The following is a 22,559-nucleotide window of genomic DNA, read 5'->3' as shown; positions in this document are numbered from 1 at the left end:
CCGCCTCTACCTACTTTAAAATCAAAGGTGGATACTTATCCGTCTCATCCATCAGATATTTCGCCATTAGTCGGGCCTGAATCTCGAAAGCTTCTTGATAAGTACACTGTTTACCCATTACTGGATGCTTAAACTTCGATTGTTTCTTCTGTTCGTACAAGCGCAGGAAAATCTGTGTTTCAATCCTTAGTAAGGCTTAAGCTTAATTGCTTCCCATCTTCCTTTAGCCCTTGATGTAAAAGGGTTTCGGGTAAGGATTGCGCCCCATTCGCTAAAATTCAGTTTTCAAGGTTCTGCTCATTCCAAAAAATCAGTCTAGTAAATCCCAGATCGTAAGCTGGTCAGGGTTTTCGGGGATTGCGCCCCGCGATTTTTTAGGCTTTCGCTTGGATACCTTATCAGATAAGGCTTTTGGTTTGTTTTTGCCGTGGCTATCCCCGCACGGCTGAGGTGGGGCGGAAAGAAAAATAAGGGATTGCGAGCCATTCTCGGACTGAGTGGGTATGCGATTCCCTTCCTGCTTCATCTGCTTACTGGTCGAGCGGTCGGCATTCTCTATCGGCGCGTCTCCGATAAACTCTTGATTCGCATCAAGATCAGGCGTAAATTCCCTCGCTAAACCGAGGTATTTTCCAATCATAGAGACAGGAAACTTGATTAAAGAGCTAATCGCTCTTAAAAACTCATCTCGTAAGCCACGGATCAAAATATTTGCGGCGGCATTCTGATCGGCGTGGGCTTCGTAACCACAGCTAACACATTTAAACTTCGATTGACTGGCACGGTTAGCTTTATCAATATTACCACAATTGGGACAAGTTTGTGAAGTATGTTTAGGATTAACTCGGATTATTTTTCTGCCACGTTCGTTAGCTTTATTTTCAATAAATGTGCGAAGTTGACCAATAGCATTATCAAGTAATACTTTGTTTAATCCAGATTTTCTTTTTTTGCCATTTTGTTTATAACCATCGCCGTCTTCTCTTTCTTTAGGTTTTGCGGCGGCTGTCATGTTTTTTAGTTTTAAATCTTCTAAAATAACTGATTGATATTCGCTGGTTATTTTATGGGCTAATTGAGCATTTCTCCCTTTTCGCTGACGAGCAATTTTCTCGTGAACACGAGCAAGTTTAGCGTAGGTTTTACGCTGATTATTAGAGCCATCTTTTTGTCTAGAAGCTTGACGCTGTAATCGGTTAAGTCGCTTTTTCTGAATTTTTGCGTAGCGTTTAGCTTCTGATTGTCTCCCTAAGTCATCGGTAAATATTGCCACAGCACCCATATCTAACCCGACACACTTGTCGGATTCTTTGTAGATCGTGTCGTCAGTTTCAACGGTTAACTGTAGATAATATCCCGTCGCTTTACGAGTAATTTTAGCCATTCGGGGAGCTTTCCCTTGCAATCGATCGAGTCCCCGCACTTTTAATAATCCTATCTTTGAAGAAACGATAACCCCATTAGATTTAATTTTTATAGTATCAGGTTGACCATTAACAAGAGTCTCCACTTTATCCCGTCTTCCTTTGAATCTGGGAATCCCCCGAATGCCTTTTTTAGCGGCATCATAAGCGGTTTTAATCACACTTTTAAAAAAGCCTTTTTTAAACTCTGTTTCAATTTCACCGATAAATTTTGCCGTATTTTCTCGAAAGTAAAAAGCAAGTTTCTTTCTGTTGAGATAATTAACAGCATCCTTGTCAATATTTTCGGCATTCATAAAACGACGAATAGGAATAGAATTTAAAGGAGTGTATTCTTTTCCGTTACTTGTCTTTTTAAAATAGGCGATTTTACAGCAAGGATTGCCGATTAAAAGCTTTTTCTCTTTATCTTTAAGGGTTTTAAACTCTTTTTCGTCGTAATCCCCAGAATAACTTAACCCCCATATTTCAGGGCTAAACTCATCAAATTTATGTTTTTTGCGATAATATCTTTGTTTTGATTCTTCCTTAAGTGCGATCGAAAGATTCCAGAGCAACTTACACGCAGCCAAAGACTGATCAATTTTGCTGACCTGTTCTTCGGTGGGATGAATTTTAAACTCTAGGACTTTCATGTTAGGCTCAAAAATCAAATACTTTTATACTAGCTTTAGTTTAGAGCTATGTCAAATAACAAATTCTGCATTCTAAGGGCAAGGCCTATGAACGAGTTAAAAATGCTTGAAAACTATTTCCAGAAGACGAAAAGGACTAAAACCGACGTTGAGGGCGGTGATCGGTATGTAATCAGATTCATCCATAGCTATCTTTTCTCCTTAGCAATTCTGCGAGTCATCCCCATCCCCATGGTGGTTTTCCGTCCCACTCCCGCATAGAGGGCAAAATCCGCCAGTACATTAATCGCTTTAATCTTTGCGGGTTCCACCTCTCCCAAAAGACGATAGTGAATCTCGCCCACACAACCGATCGAATGGTTTTTATAGGCTTCGTCGGCTAATTTCGTTTGAATATCGAAGAAACTGGGGAAAATCGACTCTAGGGCGATGGAATCGAAGGGGATAGCGCTATAGCGATTCCAACGATTGAGAAGGCTATTAAACACCAGTTCCCGCGTCGGTAAGGCACTATCGAATTTTCCCTGCCGGAAGGTGACGGGGGTGGCGAAAAGGAAATCAAATTCCCGATTCGTTTCCGAGGCGTTTTCATACAGGTATTGATAAGTACAAGAGTTCGCCCAGGGTTGAACCGATTGTGGGGTGGCGAGGACGCTAGTGATAACCAGATCGGCGGAACCGAGATGCCAGGGGTGTTTTGGATTGAGATTCAACCAGAGCGAGGTTAATTTACCGAATAATCGGTCATCGAGCAGAGAAATCCGCCACCAGCAGGGAGTTTCGGGGGCGATTGGCCGTTCGTATCGCCACTGCGGGGAATTTATCGTTTTTCCCCCGGATTGCATCTGTAGTGGCGATAAGGTAAAAGCTTTATCTGCCTCGGCTGCGTGTAGAATTTTCCCTAATTCCTGATCAACACTACTGACAAGGGTAAGGAATAGCGCGTGAAGGTGTCGTCCGGTGAGAAAATTCGGATAGATCGGCGATCGGGGTGTGAGATTGAGAACGAGACTGTAGGGCATTAACTTAATCGGGCCTTGGCAAAAATTTGTCTGGGGGTTAGGGTTAAATCGGGGAGGAGAATATCGCTCATCTCGTCATCGCCTTTTTTAATCGCCGGGGGTGCGTCGGGATAGAAAATTGTGATCTGCTTGGCCCGGGGATCGACGATCCAGACGCGACTGACTCCCGCTTTTAGGTAGTCCACGGCTTTTTCGCTCAGGCTGCTGAAGGATTGTTCCGGAGAAATAATTTCGATGACTAATTCCGGGGGAACGGGACAAGCTTCATCGGTGAGGGGAATATCTCCTAACCTTTGCGGGGAAATGTAGAGAAGATCGGGAACGGGACACCAATCTCGATCGTTTTTGCTGAGAATGATCGCCCATTCGATTCCCACTTCTCCCCGTCCTTGATTCCAGCGATCGAGTATAGAAGATAAAGCCAGAGTTAAACGAGAATGAAAGAATTTCGGTGACATTTTCTGGATAGCTTCTCCATCGACTAATTCATAGGTAATATCGCCATCGGGATCGGTTAGCGAGAAAAATTCCCGTAAAGTGAGGGATTTAGAAGAGATAAGAGTCATGGTATATAGTTTCTAGTGTAGTGAACATATCCCGCGCCAGATAAAAATCAATCTTGTGTTAGAGCCTTAGTGTAGTTAATAACTACTGATCTATCCTTTGTGGGGTTATACTGAAGTCTTTCTTGATAGCCATTTGATCTGCATTTAATAAAAACTCTAGGCAAGTCTTTAAACCCTAATTCATGATCATATATGGCTCCCTCCTGAACTGCACAGACTTTGATCACCATGTCTTTACTGTATGCACATCCCCGATATTTTAAAGGTTCTAACTTATATCGAGTTTCTTCCTTGTCGTAAATCCATTCGTACACAGACACATTAGCGTATTGATTTGTGTAATTTCCTTCATTATTGATTAAACGATCAATGGGGACTTGAATTTGAGGAGATTCTTTGACAATTTTTTCTAAACTATCACCCTGCTTACCGTCATCATATACCAAGGTAACGGATGGAGTCCAGCTACGGGTGATTACTAATCCTTTTTCATGAGCAGATTGACAAGTGAGATCGGCATTATAAACATAGTCTTGCAACAGGGAAAAAAGCTCAACAACTCGATAATCATCAATTTTCTGTTTTGTAGAAACACAATTCATGATCGCTTTCGGATCAAAGTTTCGAGCGTGCAAACCCTTAAGAATTGTTTTATAATCCTCTAGCTCTGCCTCGCTTAAAGTATTAATAAATTCAGGAATATTATTGCCAATAACAATGATTTTTGCATCTTCAACATTACCTTTACGATTGCAACGTCCCGCTCGTTGAATTAAACTTTCTGGGTTACACAGTTGAGTAATCAAACGGGTACTATTTAAATCACAACCAACTTCGATCGCACTGGTAGTAACCAGAATATAAGCTTGGTCATTTTCATCTCTCTCTTTTAATCTTTTATAAAGATTGGTGCGAGAATAATGGGAAGTTTTGGGAATATCTGACAAACGACCATGGTAGAGAAATAAAAATTCATTTTGTTCTGAAGATTTAATGTTTAATTTCTGTTTTATTTTTTCATAAATTGCTATCGCATCTTTAACAGTTTCTACAGAAACGATGATACGATGGCTTGGGGTAGAGTTCCATTCTTCAAGTGCTATTGAGGTCAACTTTTGTTGTAAATTTGTTGGCTCTTTTACATCATAAACAATATCATCAACCCATTCAAACTGTTTTAAATTAGAATAGTCTTGCTTCAAAATTTGCTGATAAAAATTATTTAGCTTCTCTAGATTGTCCTGAACATCAATATAATCGATCATGTTATCCGCAAGATAATCGAATCTTTCCAGATGATTTTGTGATAAAGTTGCCGTCATTAAAACAAGCGAGCGTCCTGCTTCATACAAAGCTTTAACCAAACTGCAAAAGTTAGTAAACGAAATATCATCATAGGTATGAGCTTCATCAAAACAAATCAGTGTATTACCATGGTGAATTCGATAGGGAAAGATGAATGATTTCTGCTTATCACCATAGCCAAAGTATCGATATATAAATTTATCTATCGTTGTTAAAATAATATCTCCTTTGTATAAATGTCTTCGAGAATTATTGCTAGATTTAATTTCTCCATCTAGATAAACATATCGATTCATTTCGGTTCCTGTATCTATCACCAAAGACACTTCACGTCCTTTGTGTAGGAGTGAAAATTGTTTTAAATATTTCTCGCATCTCTGTTTTTGATCTTCTAACAAACTTCGTGCAGGTAGGGGTATAATCAGGCGAGGTCTATCTTCTTTTGTAGATAGCATAGCTAAAAAGGGAATAATAATCGCTTCAAATTTTCCTACTCCTGTAGGAGCTTTAAGTATAAAAGCTGGATGTTTGTTTTTAACAATCGTTTGAAACACTTCCTCCTGCATTGGATTAGGTTGAAAATTCGCTAATTCTCTATACCACCACAAAATTGCATTTTCTGATTTTTCTGATGGGGAATAAGTGTTTGAATTATCAGGTTTGATAATGGCAGTAATTGCTCTATCTTCACTGATTGTATGTTCGCTTTTTTTCCACCACTCTTTAACAAGAGTATTCAATTTACCTCCTAATTCCTTATCTTTTCCGTTTTCGTGTAATTGTTGGAGTTGATTTTTATCCTCGTCTGACAAGTTATAGGTCCACGAACGAAAATTTAAAGTGATAGTTGGTTCTTTAAAAGGATAGGGATCGAGATAAAAAACACGGTGGTTGCTATCTTCGGATGTACCTTTAGTTATTGTAAAATCCATAAATGTGCGAGATTTTGCCTGTTCGTCGTCTCCAATGACACGACAAGCTAATTCCGCTTCAATTTGATCGCACATTTCCAAAATATAAAGTTCTTTGGCGTATTGTAAGGGGTCTTTAGAGAAAATCTTCTGATATTTAGGATCTTTTTTTAATTGATAGGTATCCTTGATAATTTCCTTAGTTGAATAGTCATGATGTCCTCTCGCTAGAGCCTGCACCCAAAGATTTTGTGGTTCATCTACTTTAAATCGATGCCCTTTAAATGAATAAGTATATTTTGTAAACTCTCCCCGTTTATTAGTTTCAACGCGAATTTTGAAGGTTTGTGGTTTAGCTTTGTCGTGTAAATTGATTCCTTCAATAACTCGTTCTAGAGAAAAGTTGTCATCTTGCCATTTTCTGGCTAATTGTCTAACATTACCTACATGATTACCCAGGGGTTGAAAAAGAATTTTATCAGGGGCAATTGTAGGTTCGCCTGAAAAAAACACGCGGCCGAATTTGAAAAAAGGTTGAGGGTTAGATTTAGACATTAATTGATTCTCCTTGTAAAAGTTCCACGAGTGCTACAGGAATCTGAAGATTTCCATCCGTATAGAAATCTAAAGTGGGTAAAGGATTGGCTTTTTCGGGATAGTAAGCGGCAACAAAGGGGATAAAACCATTAATAGGCGATCGCTCTGTGTCAAACAATCCCTTATCCTCATCTTGAGTCTGATCTGCTGACCATTCATGACGATAGAGATTATAAATATCACAACGATTGATACAAGGATTTCGCTGTATTAAAGCTTCCATGGGAACAACAGTTGACGGGTGAGCGGAAAGAATCTTTCTTTGGAGTCGTATAGATTCAGATACCTCGTCAATCACCGCAAATCCTTCCTTACCAATTTTACATCCGACTCCTTGTAGGCTAGAAAATGCCTCTAGACTGGACTTAGATTCGCTTACAACATAGCCGATTAACTCCTCAGCGATAAAATATTCCCAAGTGTGTAACTGAAAGTTTTCTCGATCGCCATCAATGTATAGTCTAGAAAAAACATCATGGTTAAACGATCGAGTTCCTTTGCGATGAGTACGATGGACTCCAGACCATTTATCTAGGACTGGATAGGCTCCTAACGCTATATGCTGACGAGGTAGGGTGAAATAAGGCGGATTTTCCTTGTTAATGCTGGTTTCAGGGATATCTAATCCCTCGCTTAACATTACTATCCGTCGGAGAAACCCAGAAAAAGTAGTCGGTGGGACGAAGGGATAGGTGGCGATATTGAGAATCGATCCAGGCAGTATGCGAAATGTCATCGCCGCCGTTGGGATAATCTTAAAGGTCAGGCAATACATGATTTATGCTTGTAAAACTGTATCGACGAATATTGCGGAGTATTCTTGCAATTTGGCTAACGCTTCATTGCCTATCCAGCGATCGAAGTGCGCTTCTTGAATATGATTAGTGAAATTAGTTTCAGGATACAGTGCCAAATAAAGGAAATCATTGATCGCCTTTTGCGGGTCGGTTTCCGAGGGAGAAACGATTGGACGCTTCCCTCTAGGAGATAAATATCTATCCAAAACCAGAAGCGGGGTACGATCGTCCGTTTCCGCGATAGCAATTCCTTTCGGATTTCCTGAACCTATGCGAGGTAATGAATCTAAGAAAGCATAAGCGACAGATGAAAAGTCTTGATCGGTGATACTCAGAGCGTGGTTATAAACGGGATAGAGAATGCCGGGTTGATTGTATTCTCGTCTAAAAGGTGTGGGAGTTTCATCATTTCGATTGACCAATAAAGCGGGGTGCATTGCTCGTTGTTTTTCGACCGGGTAAATCTCTTGTATGGCAACACCTCCACCATGAGTTACCCGACCGATTAAAGTCCGTTTTCCTGGATCGAGTGCGCCAAATGTAGCACAAATCGGACAAGTGGGTTCAGCACAGGTTTTCGGGATTCCGCAGTTTTGTTTATCTCCTAGCAGCTCTCCACTTTTCACAGGAGACCATAGTAAACAACGTCGTTCAACTCCTCGCCGTTTGGTCGGAGAAATATAACATTTTTCAATTTCTTTACCATCTTTTGTACTCAGTTTAACGATTTCAACTAAGTTAACATTAACCTGTACTTCATGTCCTAGGTAAAGCTCTTGAGAGCCTTCGAGAATGGCATAAATATCAAAATGCAATCTAGGTTTATTAGCATCAGTCTTAGGTAGTCCAGTCGTCACTTTAGATTCGGTAGCCATCGTTATTTATCTCCTTTAGATGAAAGTTTACGAACCAATTCAGGAAACCGCGTATAAAGAGAAAGTTTGAGATTATAAGTTAAATTTTTCCACTCTTTTTCTTGCGCATAATTACCTACTTGATCAGGATTAGCAAAATAGGCATAAGATTTGGTGATGTCGTCAGCATAAAAAACCAGCCATTTTTTACCAGAATTATCAACTTCTTCTCTATTAGTGATTTCTAGCTTATTTTCTAGCATTTTTTTTGCTTGTTCGTAGATAAAGTAATTGTCAGGATTGTGATATAGCCTTGCTTGAACACTAATTTTCTTTTCATCTCCTAATGTCGCATAATAACTAAAAGCAACAGGATCATCTACTTTTTCTATTAATTTACTTACCTCACGTTCTGCATCTTCTGGCTTCATTAATTTTTTAGCAGTACTTTCTAAAGATTGGGCAAAAGCGTAAGTTAATCCTGTCAAGGCGGCCACGTCTTCATATAATTTTGCGCGTTTCCAAAGTGAATCGATAGTCATAGTTTCTCCTTGAATATCTTGGATGATGGTTTGCAAATATTGTTCCCTAACTCGTTCCAATAATAAGCGGTCAGAAATACTGGAAGCTTTAAGTAATGTATAGTCTGCTAAGTAGGGTGAATCTTGTTGTACATAACGAATCGCATCTCCTAGTTTAAGGTTAATATCTTTCCCATTGACGATAATTGATTGATCATAACCTTCTATCAAACCTTTAATAAATATTAATTGACGGCTTACTAAAACTTTTTCTGTTCTTTGAAGCTGAAGAACAAATTTAAAATCTTTAATAACATCTAAGGGGAAAATCGAGGCAACTTTTGCTAAAGCATATTGAAACTGTCCTAGTTTTTTTGAAGCGGTATCTCCTGTGATTGTTTTTTCAGAAGTTAGGGCAATGTAACAACCCGAAGATAAATGTACTTCTTTATTGGTTAGCATTCGCAAGTAGTCTTTGATTTTAACTTTCATTACACCTCTATCATCTTGAGATTCAAGTCGTAAGATAATACTATCATCCGTTACTTTTAAGGGGGAGGCAAACGATAATACAGAACAAGAAGAGCAAATGAAAGGTCTATCTTCACTAGAGGATGATTGACGACGTTGAGACGGTCGCTCGAACATAAATCTAGCTACTCTCCATCGCACAGTTTTAGCATCTAAAGTTACTCCGCAAGAGTAACAAAAATCTTTACCATCGTCTCCCGCTGTCCTTGCTGCTAAAATTTTTGGGTTAATCGTTAAAAGCGGTTCTGGAATGGTTTCGAGTTTTGGATTTTCTAACAAACGATACATCTCTAATATACATTGAGTGAAAATATCGCCACGAGTCGAGTTAATTTGTTCTGTGGCCGTTTTGTTAAAAGATTTAGCGATCGCCTGAATTGGCTTCAATAGATCTGTTTGTTTTTGTTTTTCTATAAACTCAAACGGATTTCCGTCCGATTCTTCTAGAAATCTCTGCTTTTCCTCGATCGATCCTTCCTGAAAAATAATTTGTGACTCTATTTTATGCTTTTGCTTCTGTAATTTGCTAACTTGAGCTTTTGACAAACCAGTTTTTTTCAATTGCTCGTCAAGGGTTCTTATCTCATGATAAATAGCTCGTTGCTCATCTAATAATTTAGACAAAACTTTCTGAAAATAATCTCTATATTTATTAAACTCTTTAGCTTGCATTTCCTGCTTGCTTTTTAGCTTCTTTTCAGTGGACTCTAAATCTTTCGAGTTAAGTTCTTCGGATTTAATTTTCTCAATAAGTTGAACGATCTCAGTCTCACGCTTCTCTTGGCGATCCTTTACTTGCTCGAAAATAGCTAAATAAAAAGCCGCTAACACCTTGGCTTGATCTCTGGTAATTATCGGAATTTCTAGGGTGCTAAAACCTCGTCCCGCTAAGGTAACACTTTTTAGCATTGTGATAAAAGTTTGCATTAATCCTGATAGCTGATATTGAAAATCACCATAGATAGAAAAAATAACTTTCGTGATAAATTCTATCCAAAGCTCCTCTATATTATGTGATTGTTGAGTTTGTGGAATAAAAATCTGCACATGGTAATTACTTTCATGCAGGGAAACAATCTGATATTTTTTTTGCAAAAACTCTAAAAACCGATCAATCGTGCTTTCATGAGTTAATTTTGCTTGTAGCTCTCCCGGTGACGGTGATTTGTACACAAGCTGTATTTCACCTATCTCTCGTTCTCGATAAAAAACTTGATTCCCTTGAAACGTGGGTTTAATGAACTCGCTTTCTTTTTGAGGTTGAGAAAGTCGTAACTGTCTAACCAATTTAGGACGATCAAAAGTTTTGGCGATCGCTATCGCTCTTGGATCGTCAGCTAAAGCGGAAATCAATGTCGAGTCGGTTTGAGCGATCGCATTTGCGGTCAAAGCACTCAATAAGATAGTAATTTCAAGTTCGCTAATCTCTTCCGAAGTCGTAACCGCTTTTGTATCTTGCGCTGGAGGAACATTCTCGAAAAGTGAAAGTTGTTTAATCGACATAGTGCTGTCCTTCCTTGATTTCTTATCTTGAGGAAGTAGGCTGAAAAGTGCCTACTTCCGCTCTCTAGGGGCGTTATTGCTGGGATTCTAGGTTAAATCAGCGAAAATTCTGACTTCTCCTTCAGAATCCAAGACTGGAGACTGCCTCAGTTCTTTGATTTGGCACTGAAGAAGCTCCGATTGGTCTGGAAAACGCTCGATTTGGTCTTGACAACGCTCGATTTGCTGGCAAATCTCGTCAAAAGCAGGCATTACTGACCTCCATTTTATTTTGATTGAGGTGGGTATCCATCTGGGGTCAGCTTTGCTATAATGCAAGTACATAAATTTTTCTATAGATAGCCGACCCCAAAACGGCTTCTTTTAATATAGCTCACTGTTTACGTCCTGACAAGTCTGAGGCAGGAAAAGCAAATCATTCTCTTAAGCATATCATGGTAAGATGATCGATCACTGAACCCCTGATACTAAGAGGGATTGAAACCTGACAAGTCGTGAGGCTACTGTTTAGCCTTTTCATCGAATCCCTATTAGGGATGGAAACCAGACAGGGCAATATGCGATCTTTGTCTATGAGGTTGTCCATGCTACTCTGTCTCCTTTTGTTCACTCCAAATATCTGCCGTTTTAGATCGCCTGAACTCCCCACAACGATGTGGCGGTGACACCATGCTGATCAATATTTTCCGAGTTCCCGACAAAAGGTTACACGGACGCAGAACCATCGTCAGTGGTATATCCCCCTCATTTCCTCTTACCATAGCTTTTTGATCTCATTTATCATTACAATATAGGCATCGTAGCACAAATATTCTAAAATTACAAGTACATTTTTCAGGTGAACCGCAAAAAAGAAACAATTACACTGTCAATCCCTCCCGGCACGAAGGAGAAGCTAGAGGCGATCGCCCGACGCTTTAACATCTTTTGGGGGAAAAGTCCTAGTCCGTCAGGTCTAATCGCCGCCATCGCCGAAGGAGAACTGGAGATCGGTGAACCTTTTACCCTCTCGGCAAAGCGGGTCGAAGCGATCAAGGAAGCGATCGACCGTCTGGTGCGATCGGGTAACATCGAACAGGCCCAGACTCTTTCTAATTTTCTTTTAGAGAAGGGAAATCTCTCCCCTCAAGAGCGTCGGGAGATTTCCGAACAGGTGAGTCAGTACGATCGCGATTGGCGGCTCACGGTGGAGCGCTATATCCATGACCGGCAAGCTTTTCGGGTAATGTACAAAAATTCTCAGGGACAGACCCTAGAATTTACCGTTCGCTCTGCCGAGATCATGTTTCGGGAAAAAGAATTCTATCTAGAGATCTGGTGTGAGGAAACGGTTGACCTGCCAGAAGAAGATCAGCGAGACTTTCCCGAGCTTGTTCACAATCGCTGTCTTAAATTCTCTCGTATTCAAAGCTTGATTCCGATCGAAGAACCATGGCGAGACAGTCTCGATTTTATAGAAGTACAATTACAATTAGAAAAAGACCTCGTGAAGGCCTATGAAAGGAACACAAGGGATATCGACGACCGAGAGGTAAACGGAAAAAGGATTATAACCCGTAAAGTCTCTAGTCCTTTTTGGTTAATTCGGGAGATTTTACCCTACGGAGATCGCTGTATTGTACTTACACCAGAGCCATTACGCAACCGGATCAAACAAATTTTATTTAAATCTCGTCAACAGTACGAATCGGGGTAAAATGTGCGATGCGACGGTAATATCGCCCTCGGGAGCGGTTAGTGAGAAAAATTCCGGTAAAGTGAGGGGTTTAGAAGAGATAAGAGTCATGGTCAATTTTCAACCGAAGCGATAGGACAATCGAGCGGGAATTTTCAGATCGGGACGATCGCTTATTTGGTAATATTCCCCGCGCATTCGTACATTACGGATTAAACTAACCGGTGGCATATTGATCACGTCGTAGCCAATCACCTGATGGGTAAACATAACATCGAGAGGATTTAAAGGATAGGGATAAATAAATAAATCCTCTTTTTGTTTTGATAGGAAAAGTTCTGTCAGTTTTACTTCCGCTTTACTCATCCATTTTCCCAAACGAATCCATTTAGGAAGTTGTAGGAGGTGATGGGAAATGATAAAACATTCAAAAACACTTTCGGGAGCGATTTCTTTGGCTCTGCCAAAACTGGGAATATTTTTCTGGGTTTTTTCCATCTCCACATGATAGTTATTATTGGCATATTTCCAAGTATTGAGAACCGCCGTATGAACGATCGCCCGTGCGGGAGTGACATAAATTTTCTCTTCGTTAAGAGGATTTAAATGTTCTTGGTACTGGGGAATCTGTTCGGAACAGAAGTAACGATAACTATCGCTATTTACCAATCCCAAAGCATAACAGAGCGCGTAATTATGAATTACGGGTTCGCTTTCGTAGAGTCTGCCGATTTCACGGGTTGCGTAATAAAGATTATCGTGCAGTTCTAATTGACAGGAATAAATATGTACCATAACTCTTTAAAAATTGCGAGGATATAGGGTGAGAAATTACTCACCCTACTGAAATTTACGGTTTTTTAGCGGCTGGTTTTTTCTCGGCGATATGTTTCTTAGCGTAGTCTTTCGCTTCTTTATCCGCTTGGTTCAAGATCGATAAAATTCCTGCTTCCGTACCCGTGAGAGTTTTCACCTCGGTTAATAAAGGTTGAAAATTTTCCCCAATAAAATCGGTATGAACGATAAATTCTTCCGCCATTAATGCTTGTATTGCTTCGGTGGCTTTTTCCATAACTAAATCCTCGTCTAAGGGATCGATCGAGTGTAATACTTCGTCGGGAAGGCGATCATATATTGCCTGTGTCCAGCGCAAATTACTAACAATTTCCCCATCGGCAAAAATAACACCGATAAGCTCATTTCTTACCCGTCCCGTCCGGGTGGTTTGTGCGCCGTAGTGACGGGTACGCAGGATGTTATTAAAAACGTAGAGAAAACTCGCTTCTGTCGGATCTTTTAGGGTGACAATACTAGGGAAAAACACCTGCGGACGGATGTGATCCTGTTGGTTAATTCGGCTAGTCACTTCCCCTACTTTTGTGTTATTTTCTCCCTTCGATGCCATAGTACCATTCTCGTAGAGAGCGTTCAAAGTAAAACTTTCATGGGATTCATCAAAGGGTGTGATCGAAAAAGCCGTATCTACTACTACTTTCGATTTTTCTGAACCCGAATCACCGATGGCAAAGCCATAAATAATACAGTCGGCGTTATTCATGGCAAATTTTACATTGTACTCACATTCTTCGGCGGTAATTAATCCGTAGTTTCTGAGTAATTCTCGACCTACTAGGCGTTCTGGAGTTGATTGCTTCCGTTTAAACATCGATAAACGACTAATCGTTTTTTTGCTATCAATTCCCGCACGAACACGAGCTTTATTTAGCTCTCCATCTGTTTGAAATAAAGGATAAGATTCTGTGACTCGAATCGTCAAAAAGTGAACGTATTTTCCCATCGGTTTGTAGGGAATATCGCTATGAAAGAATTTAGAATCGAGGGTTTTCAGTAAAGACATGGTAGGTACTCCTTGAATTAATTATTGTTTTCAGAATCTTCATCCAGAGTTTGACCCTGGGCTTTTAACTCTTGATTTTCTCTGTCCTGTTCGAGACGGTAAAGAAATTCGCAGGTATCGCGAATGAGGTTTAATTGTCTGCCAGCTAGACGCGCTCGATCGCCCTTAAAAGAACCCTCGAACACATCGATCACAAAATAACGAGCAAAAGACAATATTTTCTGTCTTTCCTGTTCTCGATCGGATAGAATCCAGCGACCTTCTGCTGTAGAAGCATGAACCCGATTCATTAAGCTGGCCACTTCCGCCGCTACTACAGAAACTAGGGCTTCTCCCTGATAGATTCCTCCTTTGATAATCGTATCGGCGGCCACATCGATCGGTTTTAAAACTGCGTTTGCTTTCGGATTATATCGTTTATTAGCTCGATAGAATTGACGATACAATTCGGTTAAGTTTTTCGGGTGATTTAAGGGCGATTCTGCTGTCATATCGATAGTTAAATTGGTTCGGTTGACTTGTACATAGGGATCGAAACAAGGATAAAAATCGTAGAGATACAGAGCGATTCGATTAGCGCTCGGTATATCGGCATCTTTGCCCCGTTTCCACTGTTTAAGGTAATGAAAAACATAGAGAGGACTGGTTTCTAAATTGATAGCGAGTTCCGTTAATTTGCCCCAATTGGGGTCATAACCCGTCTTACCCTGCTTCGAGTTTACGTCCAAATGAATAGAATAGGCTGCGGTTAGGGTATTTAGAGGGGCAGGATATTTTTTTCCGTCATTATCTTGCCATGGGTTCAAGACTCGATCGAGACGGAATCGATCGCATCGGGTTAAGGACCGGATCGCTTGGGGCGCACTGTCGAGAAATACCGTCTCTTCAAATTCCGCACCGTCGCGATAGGGAGGAATAGGAGACTCAGAAACCACCGTTTTGACATCTAGAATCATCGGGAAAGCTAATCCTAACCATGCTGGCATAACCCAGGATTCCGTATCGGTGGGATTGCGGCCAGGGGGTAGGGCCATAAAATAAAAGGTTAGGGGTTTATCTTCGGGATAGGATAGTTTAAAAGTGCGGTCTTTTTTGCCATCTTCCTCCTCGTTAATTCTTTCCTTTTTCTGCCTTAATTTTTCATCGATCAGGAAACTATCGACACTCTGATAACGGGTTCGATCGAAGTTAGCGACCAGATTCTTATCAACAAAGTGCAACTTTATCGAGCTATCAAAACGAGTTTGAGCGATGTTAGCGTAGGCTTTTTGTAAAAAACTATTGGTTTCGGGAGTAAAATAATAGGTCGGGTAAAAGTACAGATAGCGATATTTGCCCTCCTCGAAACGTTTTCCTACCGCTTGGGTTTGATTCATAAGAATCTGACGCAACATCATTTCCGTTCCCGCGATACTGGAAATATTTCGTTTGGCGTTCGAGCCTGCCAGCATTTGTTTATTAGTATAGACTTGGGGAGTGAAAAGAACCGCCGATTCCATCTGTTCGCTGACACTATAGGGAGAATGGGAGATCGAACAGAGAAGTTGACGGCCGCGACCTTGTTTTTTAGCGGCGTTGTAGTGGTTTAATTCTTTCTGGAAGGTTTCGATCGAGTGGGCCAATTCCCGACCGGGTAACTGCACCACTTGATTAACCCACTCTCGCAAATCCTCCCAACCATCGGGTAAGTTATATCCCGCAACTATGGCCGCGATTTTTGCGGCGAGAAAAGCGATTAAATCTTCTGCAACCGGTCTAATATCCTCGATTCCGGGATGCTGTTTCAGGTATTGCGCCGCTAGATAATACCATTCGTAGGGAACCCCTCCCGTATTGCCTTTCAGTTTGAGTTCTTTTAACGATTCATTAATACACTTGATCGCTCGGATTTGTGGCAGATAATTTTCTAGATTCCAATAATGCGCGATCTCGCTAATTAAATCTAAATCCGGCGGTGCGGGTAAGTTTTTCTGCAATTTTCGCGCCTGTTCGATTTTTTCCAGGCGATCGCCCCAGATTTTCCGCGTCACCACGTCCCCGAATTCCGCTAGGCGATCGATGCGGATATCATCTTCACAATGAAAATCGTAATCCGTCGGTAAAACGCCCTGTTGTTGAAATTTAATCAGGTTTTCGCCGCGACTTCGGGCCACGGACGCTTTATTATCACCGAGGATGCGAAGGGTGGCGTTGAGGGCAGCGCGCATTAACCCGGCATCGTCGAAAAATTGGCTGTAGTAATCTGCGTATTTCATCCCCTTGCCATCTCTACCGAATCCCGTTTGTTTACGCTGTAATTCGCCGCTACAGAGGGATTTAATGGTGTCCACCACTCGATTCGGTAAGGTTTCTAGGGACACTTCTGGCGCGTTTTTGGGGGCGATATAGACAACTCCCGTAGGCAGGTAAAGTAAAGGCTGATAGTCTAGTTCTTGATGTGCTTCCATCACCGCGTTATTCAGTACGTTCGTCAGTACCCCGCGGTTTTCGGCGATGCTGTGGTAAGTGAATTTTAGTTCCCCATCGCTGAGACTGTATAAAAGGTCTTGTAACGGAGCTTTTTCCGCATCGTGGGGGTGTTTAATAATGGATGCGAGGCGATCGGCTAGACAGGCAAGATCGGTTAAACTTTCGAGAGCGCTATTGTTTAAGCGAGTATTTAACCCATCTTCAGAGGTATTTCGATCGGTATCATTCCGACGCTGGGCATTTTTAGCGATATATATCAAATCATCAAGATATTCAGTCCATTTTTCTGGTTGATCGGAAAATAAGAAACGATCTAATCCTAATTCGGGAACCAATACTTGAAAAATCTCTCGATGTTCCTCTCGTGATAGTTTGCGGATATCTCGATCGAAGTCCTCGTTAATCTCGATATATTTCGCCGGCATCGCGGGAAAAAGCGAGTAGCGGAATTTCTCGAAATCGTGGAGAATAAACCCAGCGATCGCCAACCTGCGCTCGCATTCCTTTACTACCCGTCGAACGGTAGTATTGAGTTTTTCTAGTCGTTTTTCGATGAGATTGGCGGGAAATAAACCATTAAGTAAATGAGTATTGAGAGATTGATCGCCCGCATTATCCCGTCGAACTTTGCTTTTTCCCTCTAATTCCCGACGGCGATCGATTTCCTCGAAGAAATTTCCTCCTTTTGCCGTGACACCGATCGCTAATCGGAGTAAATTGGGTAATACCATTTCGGCAAAATCTGCCATAACTCGATCATCGGGGTTTTCCGCTCGAATCGCCTCCCGCAGGAGTTTTAAGGTTAGCAGTTGGCGAACGGTTTCGACTCGGCGATCGCTTACTGATTCAGTAATCCCCAAATCTTCGGAAACAAGAGATTCTAAATCAATATCCTCGAACTCAAAATCCAGATCTTCATCGTCAATTTCTGTAGTGTTATCGAATAGATTTAACTGTCCCGTTTCCTCTAATTTTTTTTGTTTTTTAGGCATCTTTCACCTCTAGAGAGTCTAAATAGTCGGTAATTTGTTTGAGATAAAGCGGAAATTGAGATAAAGCGATCGGAATCGCCTTAAAAACAAGTTCATTATCGATCGCCTCGTATTGATGCACTAAACGATTTCGCATTCCTGATGATTTCGCCAACTCCCCGGCTAGTTCTCTGGTAGTTAAACCATTTTTACCAGCTTCTATAAAAGAATCGTAATAGGTAGCGGGAGTTACGTTATGTAATTGTAAAAGAAGATAGCTATTAATATCGGAAGATGACTCTACCAATAATTCTATCAATCTCTCAACCATAAGTTGATAGTCAAAATTGTCCAAATACTCTGATAGAGTAACGCTCTCGAACCCCCGTAATCGATTAAGATATTTGATCATTAAACGAATTCTAACGGTGACTATCTCTCTTTCCATCGTTTAAACCCCCCATTGTTTGAGCCAAAGATCGATACTGTCTTTTTGAATCTTTCGGAATTTAGCGGTATCGGCGTACTCTTTCCAAGCGCATACACGAAATTTTAAAAAGTCTCCCGTATTTTTTTCATAGATAAGTTTTCCATCTCGTGCGACTTGATACTTCATTAATGGAGAACAGCGATCAAGTTCAATTAGATCGATCGAATCACGGTTTATCTCAAACAATTCACTCAAGATAGAGAGAGAAGTCAAGTAATCATTACTGATTTCCTTAATATGTGTTTCTCTGTTTGCTTCATCGTATGAAATTGCCAAATCCCAATCGCTATCAGGTCTATGCTCTCCGCACGCTCTAGAACCGAAGAGAATTAATAGTTTTAAATTCGGTATTTTTTCCACAGTCGTGGTTATTCTATTGACTGTATCGATAATTTTCAATTCTTTCGTATTTTTAACCATTTTCTGCCTCCAAGGAATCTAGATATTGAACGATCGAGCGTTGGTAGCGGGGATAATCTCGTAAAATATTAGCGATCGAGGAATGAACGATATCGGGATCAATTTTTTCTCTCAATTAAAGTGATCGAACCGTACTCGCTAAGTTCGGCGAGGTATTGATTCATGAGGTTTAATTCGTCTATCGCAATCAGAGGTTGAATAGCATTTACACTCCTTTTTCTCGTAGAGAAATCTCCAGATTATTCCGTAATTGACGGTATAACGCTTTCGATTCTTCAGGATTCATGAGAAATTTTTCTTTAAATACCTCGAATAGTCCCGTTTCCCGTTCGTATAGAAGTTGACCATCCCGTGCGACATAATGAGCGAGGATCGGCGAACATTCTTTTAAATCAATCACATCAATTTTGTCCTCGGGAATCTCTAAAGCTTGTTCGAGCAGTGTATAAATTTTCAATAGACTCGAAATATCCTTTTGATCGCTTCTTTCCTCGTATAAAACAGCGAAATCCCAATCGCTATCAGGTCTATGTTCTCCACGCGCTCTAGAACCGAAGAGAATTAATAGTTTTAAATTCGGTAGTTTTTCGACAATAGCCGTAATTTTTTCTACTAGCCTATTCATATTTAGCCCCTATCAAAAAAAATGGCAAGAATCCGATGGATATATCGATCGATGTCCGTAGCGTCTGTCTATGTCTATTATCAAACGCGGAGGAAGCAAAGAGCAACTAAATCCCAGAAAAAGTGTCCGTACACTTTGCCCCCTTCATCTCTTGGTAGCCTCAAACGGCATCAACAGATCCACACCTCACCCCCTTTACCTTTGAACCGATGAGCGAGAGTATCCAACAACAAAGCCGATTGACCGATCGCTATAGAATAGGGAGACACGGGAGAATGAAGACTACTCTCGTCACTAATCGGATAAATACCGAAGTGCATCGGCAGTTGTAAGCGTTGGCGAACTGCAGCGACGGGATAGGCAAGAACGAAGCTAACCAGAGCCAGATCCCGTAACTCCCGACTAATTCGATCGAGCCAAGGATTATCCGGCTGCCAAACACCGATTCCCGTCAAAACCTGTACTTTCCACGCAGAGGCAATCTCGCCTAAATCGCCGTCGTAGGTAAAGCGCCAGTTTAACCGTTCCTCTCGATATCCCTTTAAATTCAGAAACGCGAGACAATAATCGAAACGTCTGCGCGCGATCGGTGTTTCCGTGGCCTCGATCTGGCGCTTAAACTCGCCTTTTCTCCACACCTCCACCTCTAGATTACCGAGAATACTGGGTAAATCGTAGGTTTTAAAGCGATCGCATTCCTCCGGTTCCGTCGAATCGTATAACCCGCATAGTAACGGACTCGACCCGCGAAAACTAGACGCATCCTCGAAAATCGGATTACCGTTTTTCCCCGATAACTCCTTCCATTCGTCGGCCCATCCTTTCACCCGACCGGCGACCCGTTTTAAACTGGTATCGAAAACCTCCTCGCATTCCTGTTGAAACTTCTGGCGACTTTCCCCGTATTGGGATTTGATCTTCGGACTCCCTAAATTCCACCAGAGTTGAAATGATTGTACCGCTCCCCAACGTTGGTAATAACCCTCGAAATTATTGATATGACGGTAGTTACTCTTGATGGCCTCCTGTAGCTGAATTCGGTCATACCGTTCCCCGACTTGTAACGGTGCGTCTTTCTTCTCGAATAACCGTTCTAGGAAAAATTTCGGAACCAGAGCGATCGCGGTGAAGTTAGCAAATTTTACCGCCGTTCCCTTTCGATCGTAGCCGCTGTGACGGCCTAAACGGCCGAAACGTTGAATAAAATTTCCCGCATCCGACGACTCGAAAATGAGAAAATTAATCTTGAAGTCCACCCCCACATCGATGGTACTCGTTCCGATCACCAGATCACGATTTAACGATGCCAACTTCTCCCGCGTTCCCGAAAGACCCGTATTTTCCCCCACTGTTAAACCGATAGTCGCCAATAATTCTCGGAAAATCGGCAGCAGACGTTTAACCGAAGCGATCGAATTGAGAATAATCGCGCCCTTGCTGCCGGGGTATCGCTTAAAATAGTCTAAAATTCGCTCTTTATTTTCTTTCAACCAATTTTCCGAAGTTTGAAAACTCGACGGTAAGGGAATAAAAGATAGCTCGATTTCCGAGGTTACTTGTCGCCATCCCCTTTGAGCGAGGGAATTGGCCTCTTCTGGGGTATCGGGAAACCGGTATTTTCCTTCTCTTACCGGGTCGATCGATCGATAGCGAAACCCCGCTTTATCCAATCGTTTTAGTAAACCCTCGTCGGGAGTCGCGGACAAAAACAGGTATCGTTTCCCACGATTGGCCCGTCGGATTAGAAGCATGGTATTGATAATACTGGCGACCTGTGGTGTGCCGAAAACGTGAAATTCATCGAATAGGAAGAGATGGAAATGTTTATCGATCCGGTTCCATAGCTGATCGGGGTTATCGTAGGGGGTTAAATAGGCCCCCCGATGCAGATAATGGAAAATATCGGGGTTAGTTAAGAGAATTTCCGACTGTTTCGATCGAGTCTCTAGAGCGATCGCTTTCGTTTTCCCATCCCGTTCGGCGTACAATTCCAACTCGGGACCGGTTAAAAGATTGACCCTGGGTTGATCCGTTGGTTGAAATCGTTGAATATATGCCTCAATCTGACCCCGCTGATCCCGCGCTAGTTCGTTGGTTGGGTAGAGTCCCATAATCGGGAAATATCCTTGTAAAGTTCGCAGGTAGGCCGCCAGACTTTTCCCGTCCCCCGTCATGGCCGTATTGAAAATCACATCGATCTCGGGATCGTTGAGTGCTTTCCACGTCTCCACCTGATGCCACGATAACCGCCATCCTTGCGGAACCTTGATCCCGTCCGGGATATCGTCTGCGGGACAGGAATAGACTGGCCTGAGCGTTACTTGATAATTTACCATGAATTTCTGTCCGTAACTCCTTGCTATCTTCCATAATAACCACGATAATAGGGATGGACAAGTACCTAAACAGAAAAAGTGTCCGTATATTTATAAACTATGAGCCGGATAGGACAATCAATCACTTTATCGGTCAGTGAAAAAGAAAAACAGGACCTAGAAATCCTTGCCAGTGAATTCGGGCTATTTTGGGGAGATAAACCGAATATATCGAAGTTAATCAAAGAAATTGCGCGTAATAAGCTTAAAATCGCTCCTAATCACGACTGGAAGCCCGATCGCTTGCAGATGCTCAAACAGGCGATCGATTCTCTCATCGATGCCGGACAAATCCCCATCGCCCTAGAACTAACTAAACTACTATTAGAACGGAGCGAACTGTCAGACCCCTTACGGAAAGAGCTAGAAGGCCGCCTCGATAATCCTCCCCCGCCATGGCGGTGGGAACTCGATCGCTGCATTCTCCGACAACAACCCTTTCAGTTATCCTATCAGGATGCCGGCGATCGAATTTGGCAATTCCATCTTTACCATGCCGCTATCAATCGTCACGAAGACCGGTTATATCTCGATTGTTGGTGCGAGGAAACCGAGGGAAATCAAGATATTTCCGAACTACACCATAATTGGAGTTTACGGATCGATCGAATCCCCAACGATTCCTTAATTACCCCGATCCCTAGGGGAAAGTGGCGCAATCAGCTTGATAGCGTCTCGGCCGAGTTTCACCTCTTCGATGGATTAGCTCGATCGTACCAGACCAAAACCGCTATCGATATCGCCAACGAATTGATCTCGATCGATCCCCCTGTCCGGCAGATTACCCGACAGGTAACGAGTAGCTTCTGGTTTTTCCGCGAGATTCTCCCCTACGGGGAAGATTGCTTGCTGATCTCCCCGGAAAAAGTCCGCAAGCGTTTTTATGACAAGGTGCAGCGGCTTTATCACAGATGTCGGGGTGAAGACCCTCGTTTTTAGCGCTGTCCATTAGTCAGATCTTTCTTAACAAAAAGAGAAGAAACTTAAAAAAAGGGGAAACGATTGATAGG

At 41.8% G+C, this 22,559-nt stretch carries 18 protein-coding genes and 2 pseudogenes; 2 read left to right on the top strand and 18 right to left on the bottom strand.

Annotated features, from left to right (window positions below):
• Positions 1 to 10 precede the first annotated feature (10 nt).
• The 9 genes and pseudogenes from IQ242_RS26940 to IQ242_RS00265 form a co-directional block, all read right to left on the bottom strand.
• Positions 11 to 187: pseudogene (locus tag IQ242_RS26940) on the bottom strand (type I-D CRISPR-associated endonuclease Cas1); the annotation flags it as partial.
• Positions 188 to 310: 123 nt separating this feature from the next.
• Positions 311 to 2,059, bottom strand: a complete 1,749-nt coding sequence (gene c2c8, locus IQ242_RS00300; protein ID WP_193958614.1) for a type V CRISPR-associated protein C2c8 — start codon at positions 2,057 to 2,059, stop codon at positions 311 to 313.
• A 188-nt stretch (positions 2,060 to 2,247) separates the two neighbouring features.
• On the bottom strand, positions 2,248 to 3,081 hold the full coding sequence (gene cas6 / locus IQ242_RS00295; RefSeq protein ID WP_193958613.1) for a CRISPR-associated endoribonuclease Cas6: 834 nt from the start codon (positions 3,079 to 3,081) through the stop codon (positions 2,248 to 2,250).
• Positions 3,081 to 3,647: a Uma2 family endonuclease gene (locus IQ242_RS00290; RefSeq protein WP_193958612.1), complete on the bottom strand. Its 567-nt coding sequence runs from the start codon at positions 3,645 to 3,647 to the stop codon at positions 3,081 to 3,083. The genes cas6 and IQ242_RS00290 overlap by 1 nt, the downstream gene beginning before the upstream one ends.
• Before the next feature lie 47 nt (positions 3,648 to 3,694).
• Positions 3,695 to 6,418: a CRISPR-associated helicase Cas3' gene (gene cas3 / locus IQ242_RS00285; protein WP_193958611.1), complete on the bottom strand. Its 2,724-nt coding sequence runs from the start codon at positions 6,416 to 6,418 to the stop codon at positions 3,695 to 3,697.
• Entirely contained in the window at positions 6,411 to 7,196 is a 786-nt protein-coding gene (locus IQ242_RS00280) for a hypothetical protein (RefSeq protein ID WP_228020733.1), read from the bottom strand. Before IQ242_RS00280 ends, cas3 (IQ242_RS00285) begins: the two co-directional genes overlap by 8 nt.
• Before the next feature lie 42 nt (positions 7,197 to 7,238).
• On the bottom strand, positions 7,239 to 8,132 hold the full coding sequence (locus IQ242_RS00275) for a hypothetical protein (RefSeq protein ID WP_193958609.1): 894 nt from the start codon (positions 8,130 to 8,132) through the stop codon (positions 7,239 to 7,241).
• A gap of 2 nt (positions 8,133 to 8,134) precedes the next feature.
• Positions 8,135 to 10,666: a hypothetical protein gene (locus IQ242_RS00270; RefSeq protein ID WP_193958608.1), complete on the bottom strand. Its 2,532-nt coding sequence runs from the start codon at positions 10,664 to 10,666 to the stop codon at positions 8,135 to 8,137.
• A gap of 87 nt (positions 10,667 to 10,753) precedes the next feature.
• Complete coding sequence (locus tag IQ242_RS00265; protein ID WP_193958607.1) at positions 10,754 to 10,918, bottom strand: hypothetical protein; 165 nt, start codon at positions 10,916 to 10,918, stop codon at positions 10,754 to 10,756.
• A 586-nt stretch (positions 10,919 to 11,504) separates the two neighbouring features.
• Between IQ242_RS00265 and IQ242_RS00260 the strand changes: the two genes are divergently transcribed.
• On the top strand, positions 11,505 to 12,362 hold the full coding sequence (locus tag IQ242_RS00260) for a WYL domain-containing protein (RefSeq protein ID WP_193958606.1): 858 nt from the start codon (positions 11,505 to 11,507) through the stop codon (positions 12,360 to 12,362).
• 15 nt (positions 12,363 to 12,377) lie between these two features.
• Here the strand turns inward: IQ242_RS00260 and IQ242_RS25655 are convergent.
• The 9 genes and pseudogenes from IQ242_RS25655 to cas3 (IQ242_RS00225) form a co-directional block, all read right to left on the bottom strand.
• Positions 12,378 to 12,452: pseudogene (locus IQ242_RS25655) on the bottom strand (Uma2 family endonuclease); the annotation flags it as partial.
• A 9-nt stretch (positions 12,453 to 12,461) separates the two neighbouring features.
• A complete protein-coding gene (gene cas5d / locus IQ242_RS00255; protein WP_193958605.1) occupies positions 12,462 to 13,136 on the bottom strand; it encodes a type I-D CRISPR-associated protein Cas5/Csc1 in 675 nt (224 codons plus the stop codon).
• Positions 13,137 to 13,191: 55 nt separating this feature from the next.
• A complete protein-coding gene (gene cas7d / locus IQ242_RS00250) occupies positions 13,192 to 14,199 on the bottom strand; it encodes a type I-D CRISPR-associated protein Cas7/Csc2 (RefSeq protein WP_193958604.1) in 1,008 nt (335 codons plus the stop codon).
• Positions 14,200 to 14,216: 17 nt separating this feature from the next.
• The gene (gene cas10d, locus IQ242_RS00245; protein ID WP_193958603.1) at positions 14,217 to 17,660 is read right to left on the bottom strand and encodes a type I-D CRISPR-associated protein Cas10d/Csc3; all 3,444 of its coding nucleotides are present in this window, start codon (positions 17,658 to 17,660) and stop codon (positions 14,217 to 14,219) included.
• The gene (locus IQ242_RS00240) at positions 17,653 to 18,087 is read right to left on the bottom strand and encodes a DUF86 domain-containing protein (RefSeq protein WP_002778659.1); all 435 of its coding nucleotides are present in this window, start codon (positions 18,085 to 18,087) and stop codon (positions 17,653 to 17,655) included. Before IQ242_RS00240 ends, cas10d begins: the two co-directional genes overlap by 8 nt.
• A 3-nt stretch (positions 18,088 to 18,090) precedes the next feature.
• Complete coding sequence (locus IQ242_RS00235; protein ID WP_193958602.1) at positions 18,091 to 18,549, bottom strand: nucleotidyltransferase domain-containing protein; 459 nt, start codon at positions 18,547 to 18,549, stop codon at positions 18,091 to 18,093.
• Positions 18,542 to 18,664 (bottom strand): hypothetical protein, encoded by a 123-nt coding sequence (locus tag IQ242_RS26605; RefSeq protein WP_255520580.1) that lies wholly within the window; start codon positions 18,662 to 18,664, stop codon positions 18,542 to 18,544. The genes IQ242_RS00235 and IQ242_RS26605 overlap by 8 nt, the downstream gene beginning before the upstream one ends.
• A gap of 90 nt (positions 18,665 to 18,754) precedes the next feature.
• Positions 18,755 to 19,174, bottom strand: a complete 420-nt coding sequence (locus IQ242_RS00230) for a nucleotidyltransferase domain-containing protein (protein ID WP_193958601.1) — start codon at positions 19,172 to 19,174, stop codon at positions 18,755 to 18,757.
• 170 nt (positions 19,175 to 19,344) lie between these two features.
• Entirely contained in the window at positions 19,345 to 21,510 is a 2,166-nt protein-coding gene (cas3, locus tag IQ242_RS00225; RefSeq protein WP_193958600.1) for a type I-D CRISPR-associated helicase Cas3', read from the bottom strand.
• 99 nt (positions 21,511 to 21,609) lie between these two features.
• Between cas3 (IQ242_RS00225) and IQ242_RS00220 the strand changes: the two genes are divergently transcribed.
• Complete coding sequence (locus IQ242_RS00220) at positions 21,610 to 22,488, top strand: WYL domain-containing protein (RefSeq protein ID WP_193958599.1); 879 nt, start codon at positions 21,610 to 21,612, stop codon at positions 22,486 to 22,488.
• Positions 22,489 to 22,559 lie beyond the last annotated feature (71 nt).

It is taken from the genome of Microcystis sp. LEGE 08355 (assembly GCF_015207185.1).
GTDB classification, from domain to species: domain Bacteria; phylum Cyanobacteriota; class Cyanobacteriia; order Cyanobacteriales; family Microcystaceae; genus Microcystis; species Microcystis panniformis.
The sequence above is the reverse complement of the archived record's forward strand: the minus strand, read 5'-3'. Positions and strand labels throughout refer to the sequence as shown.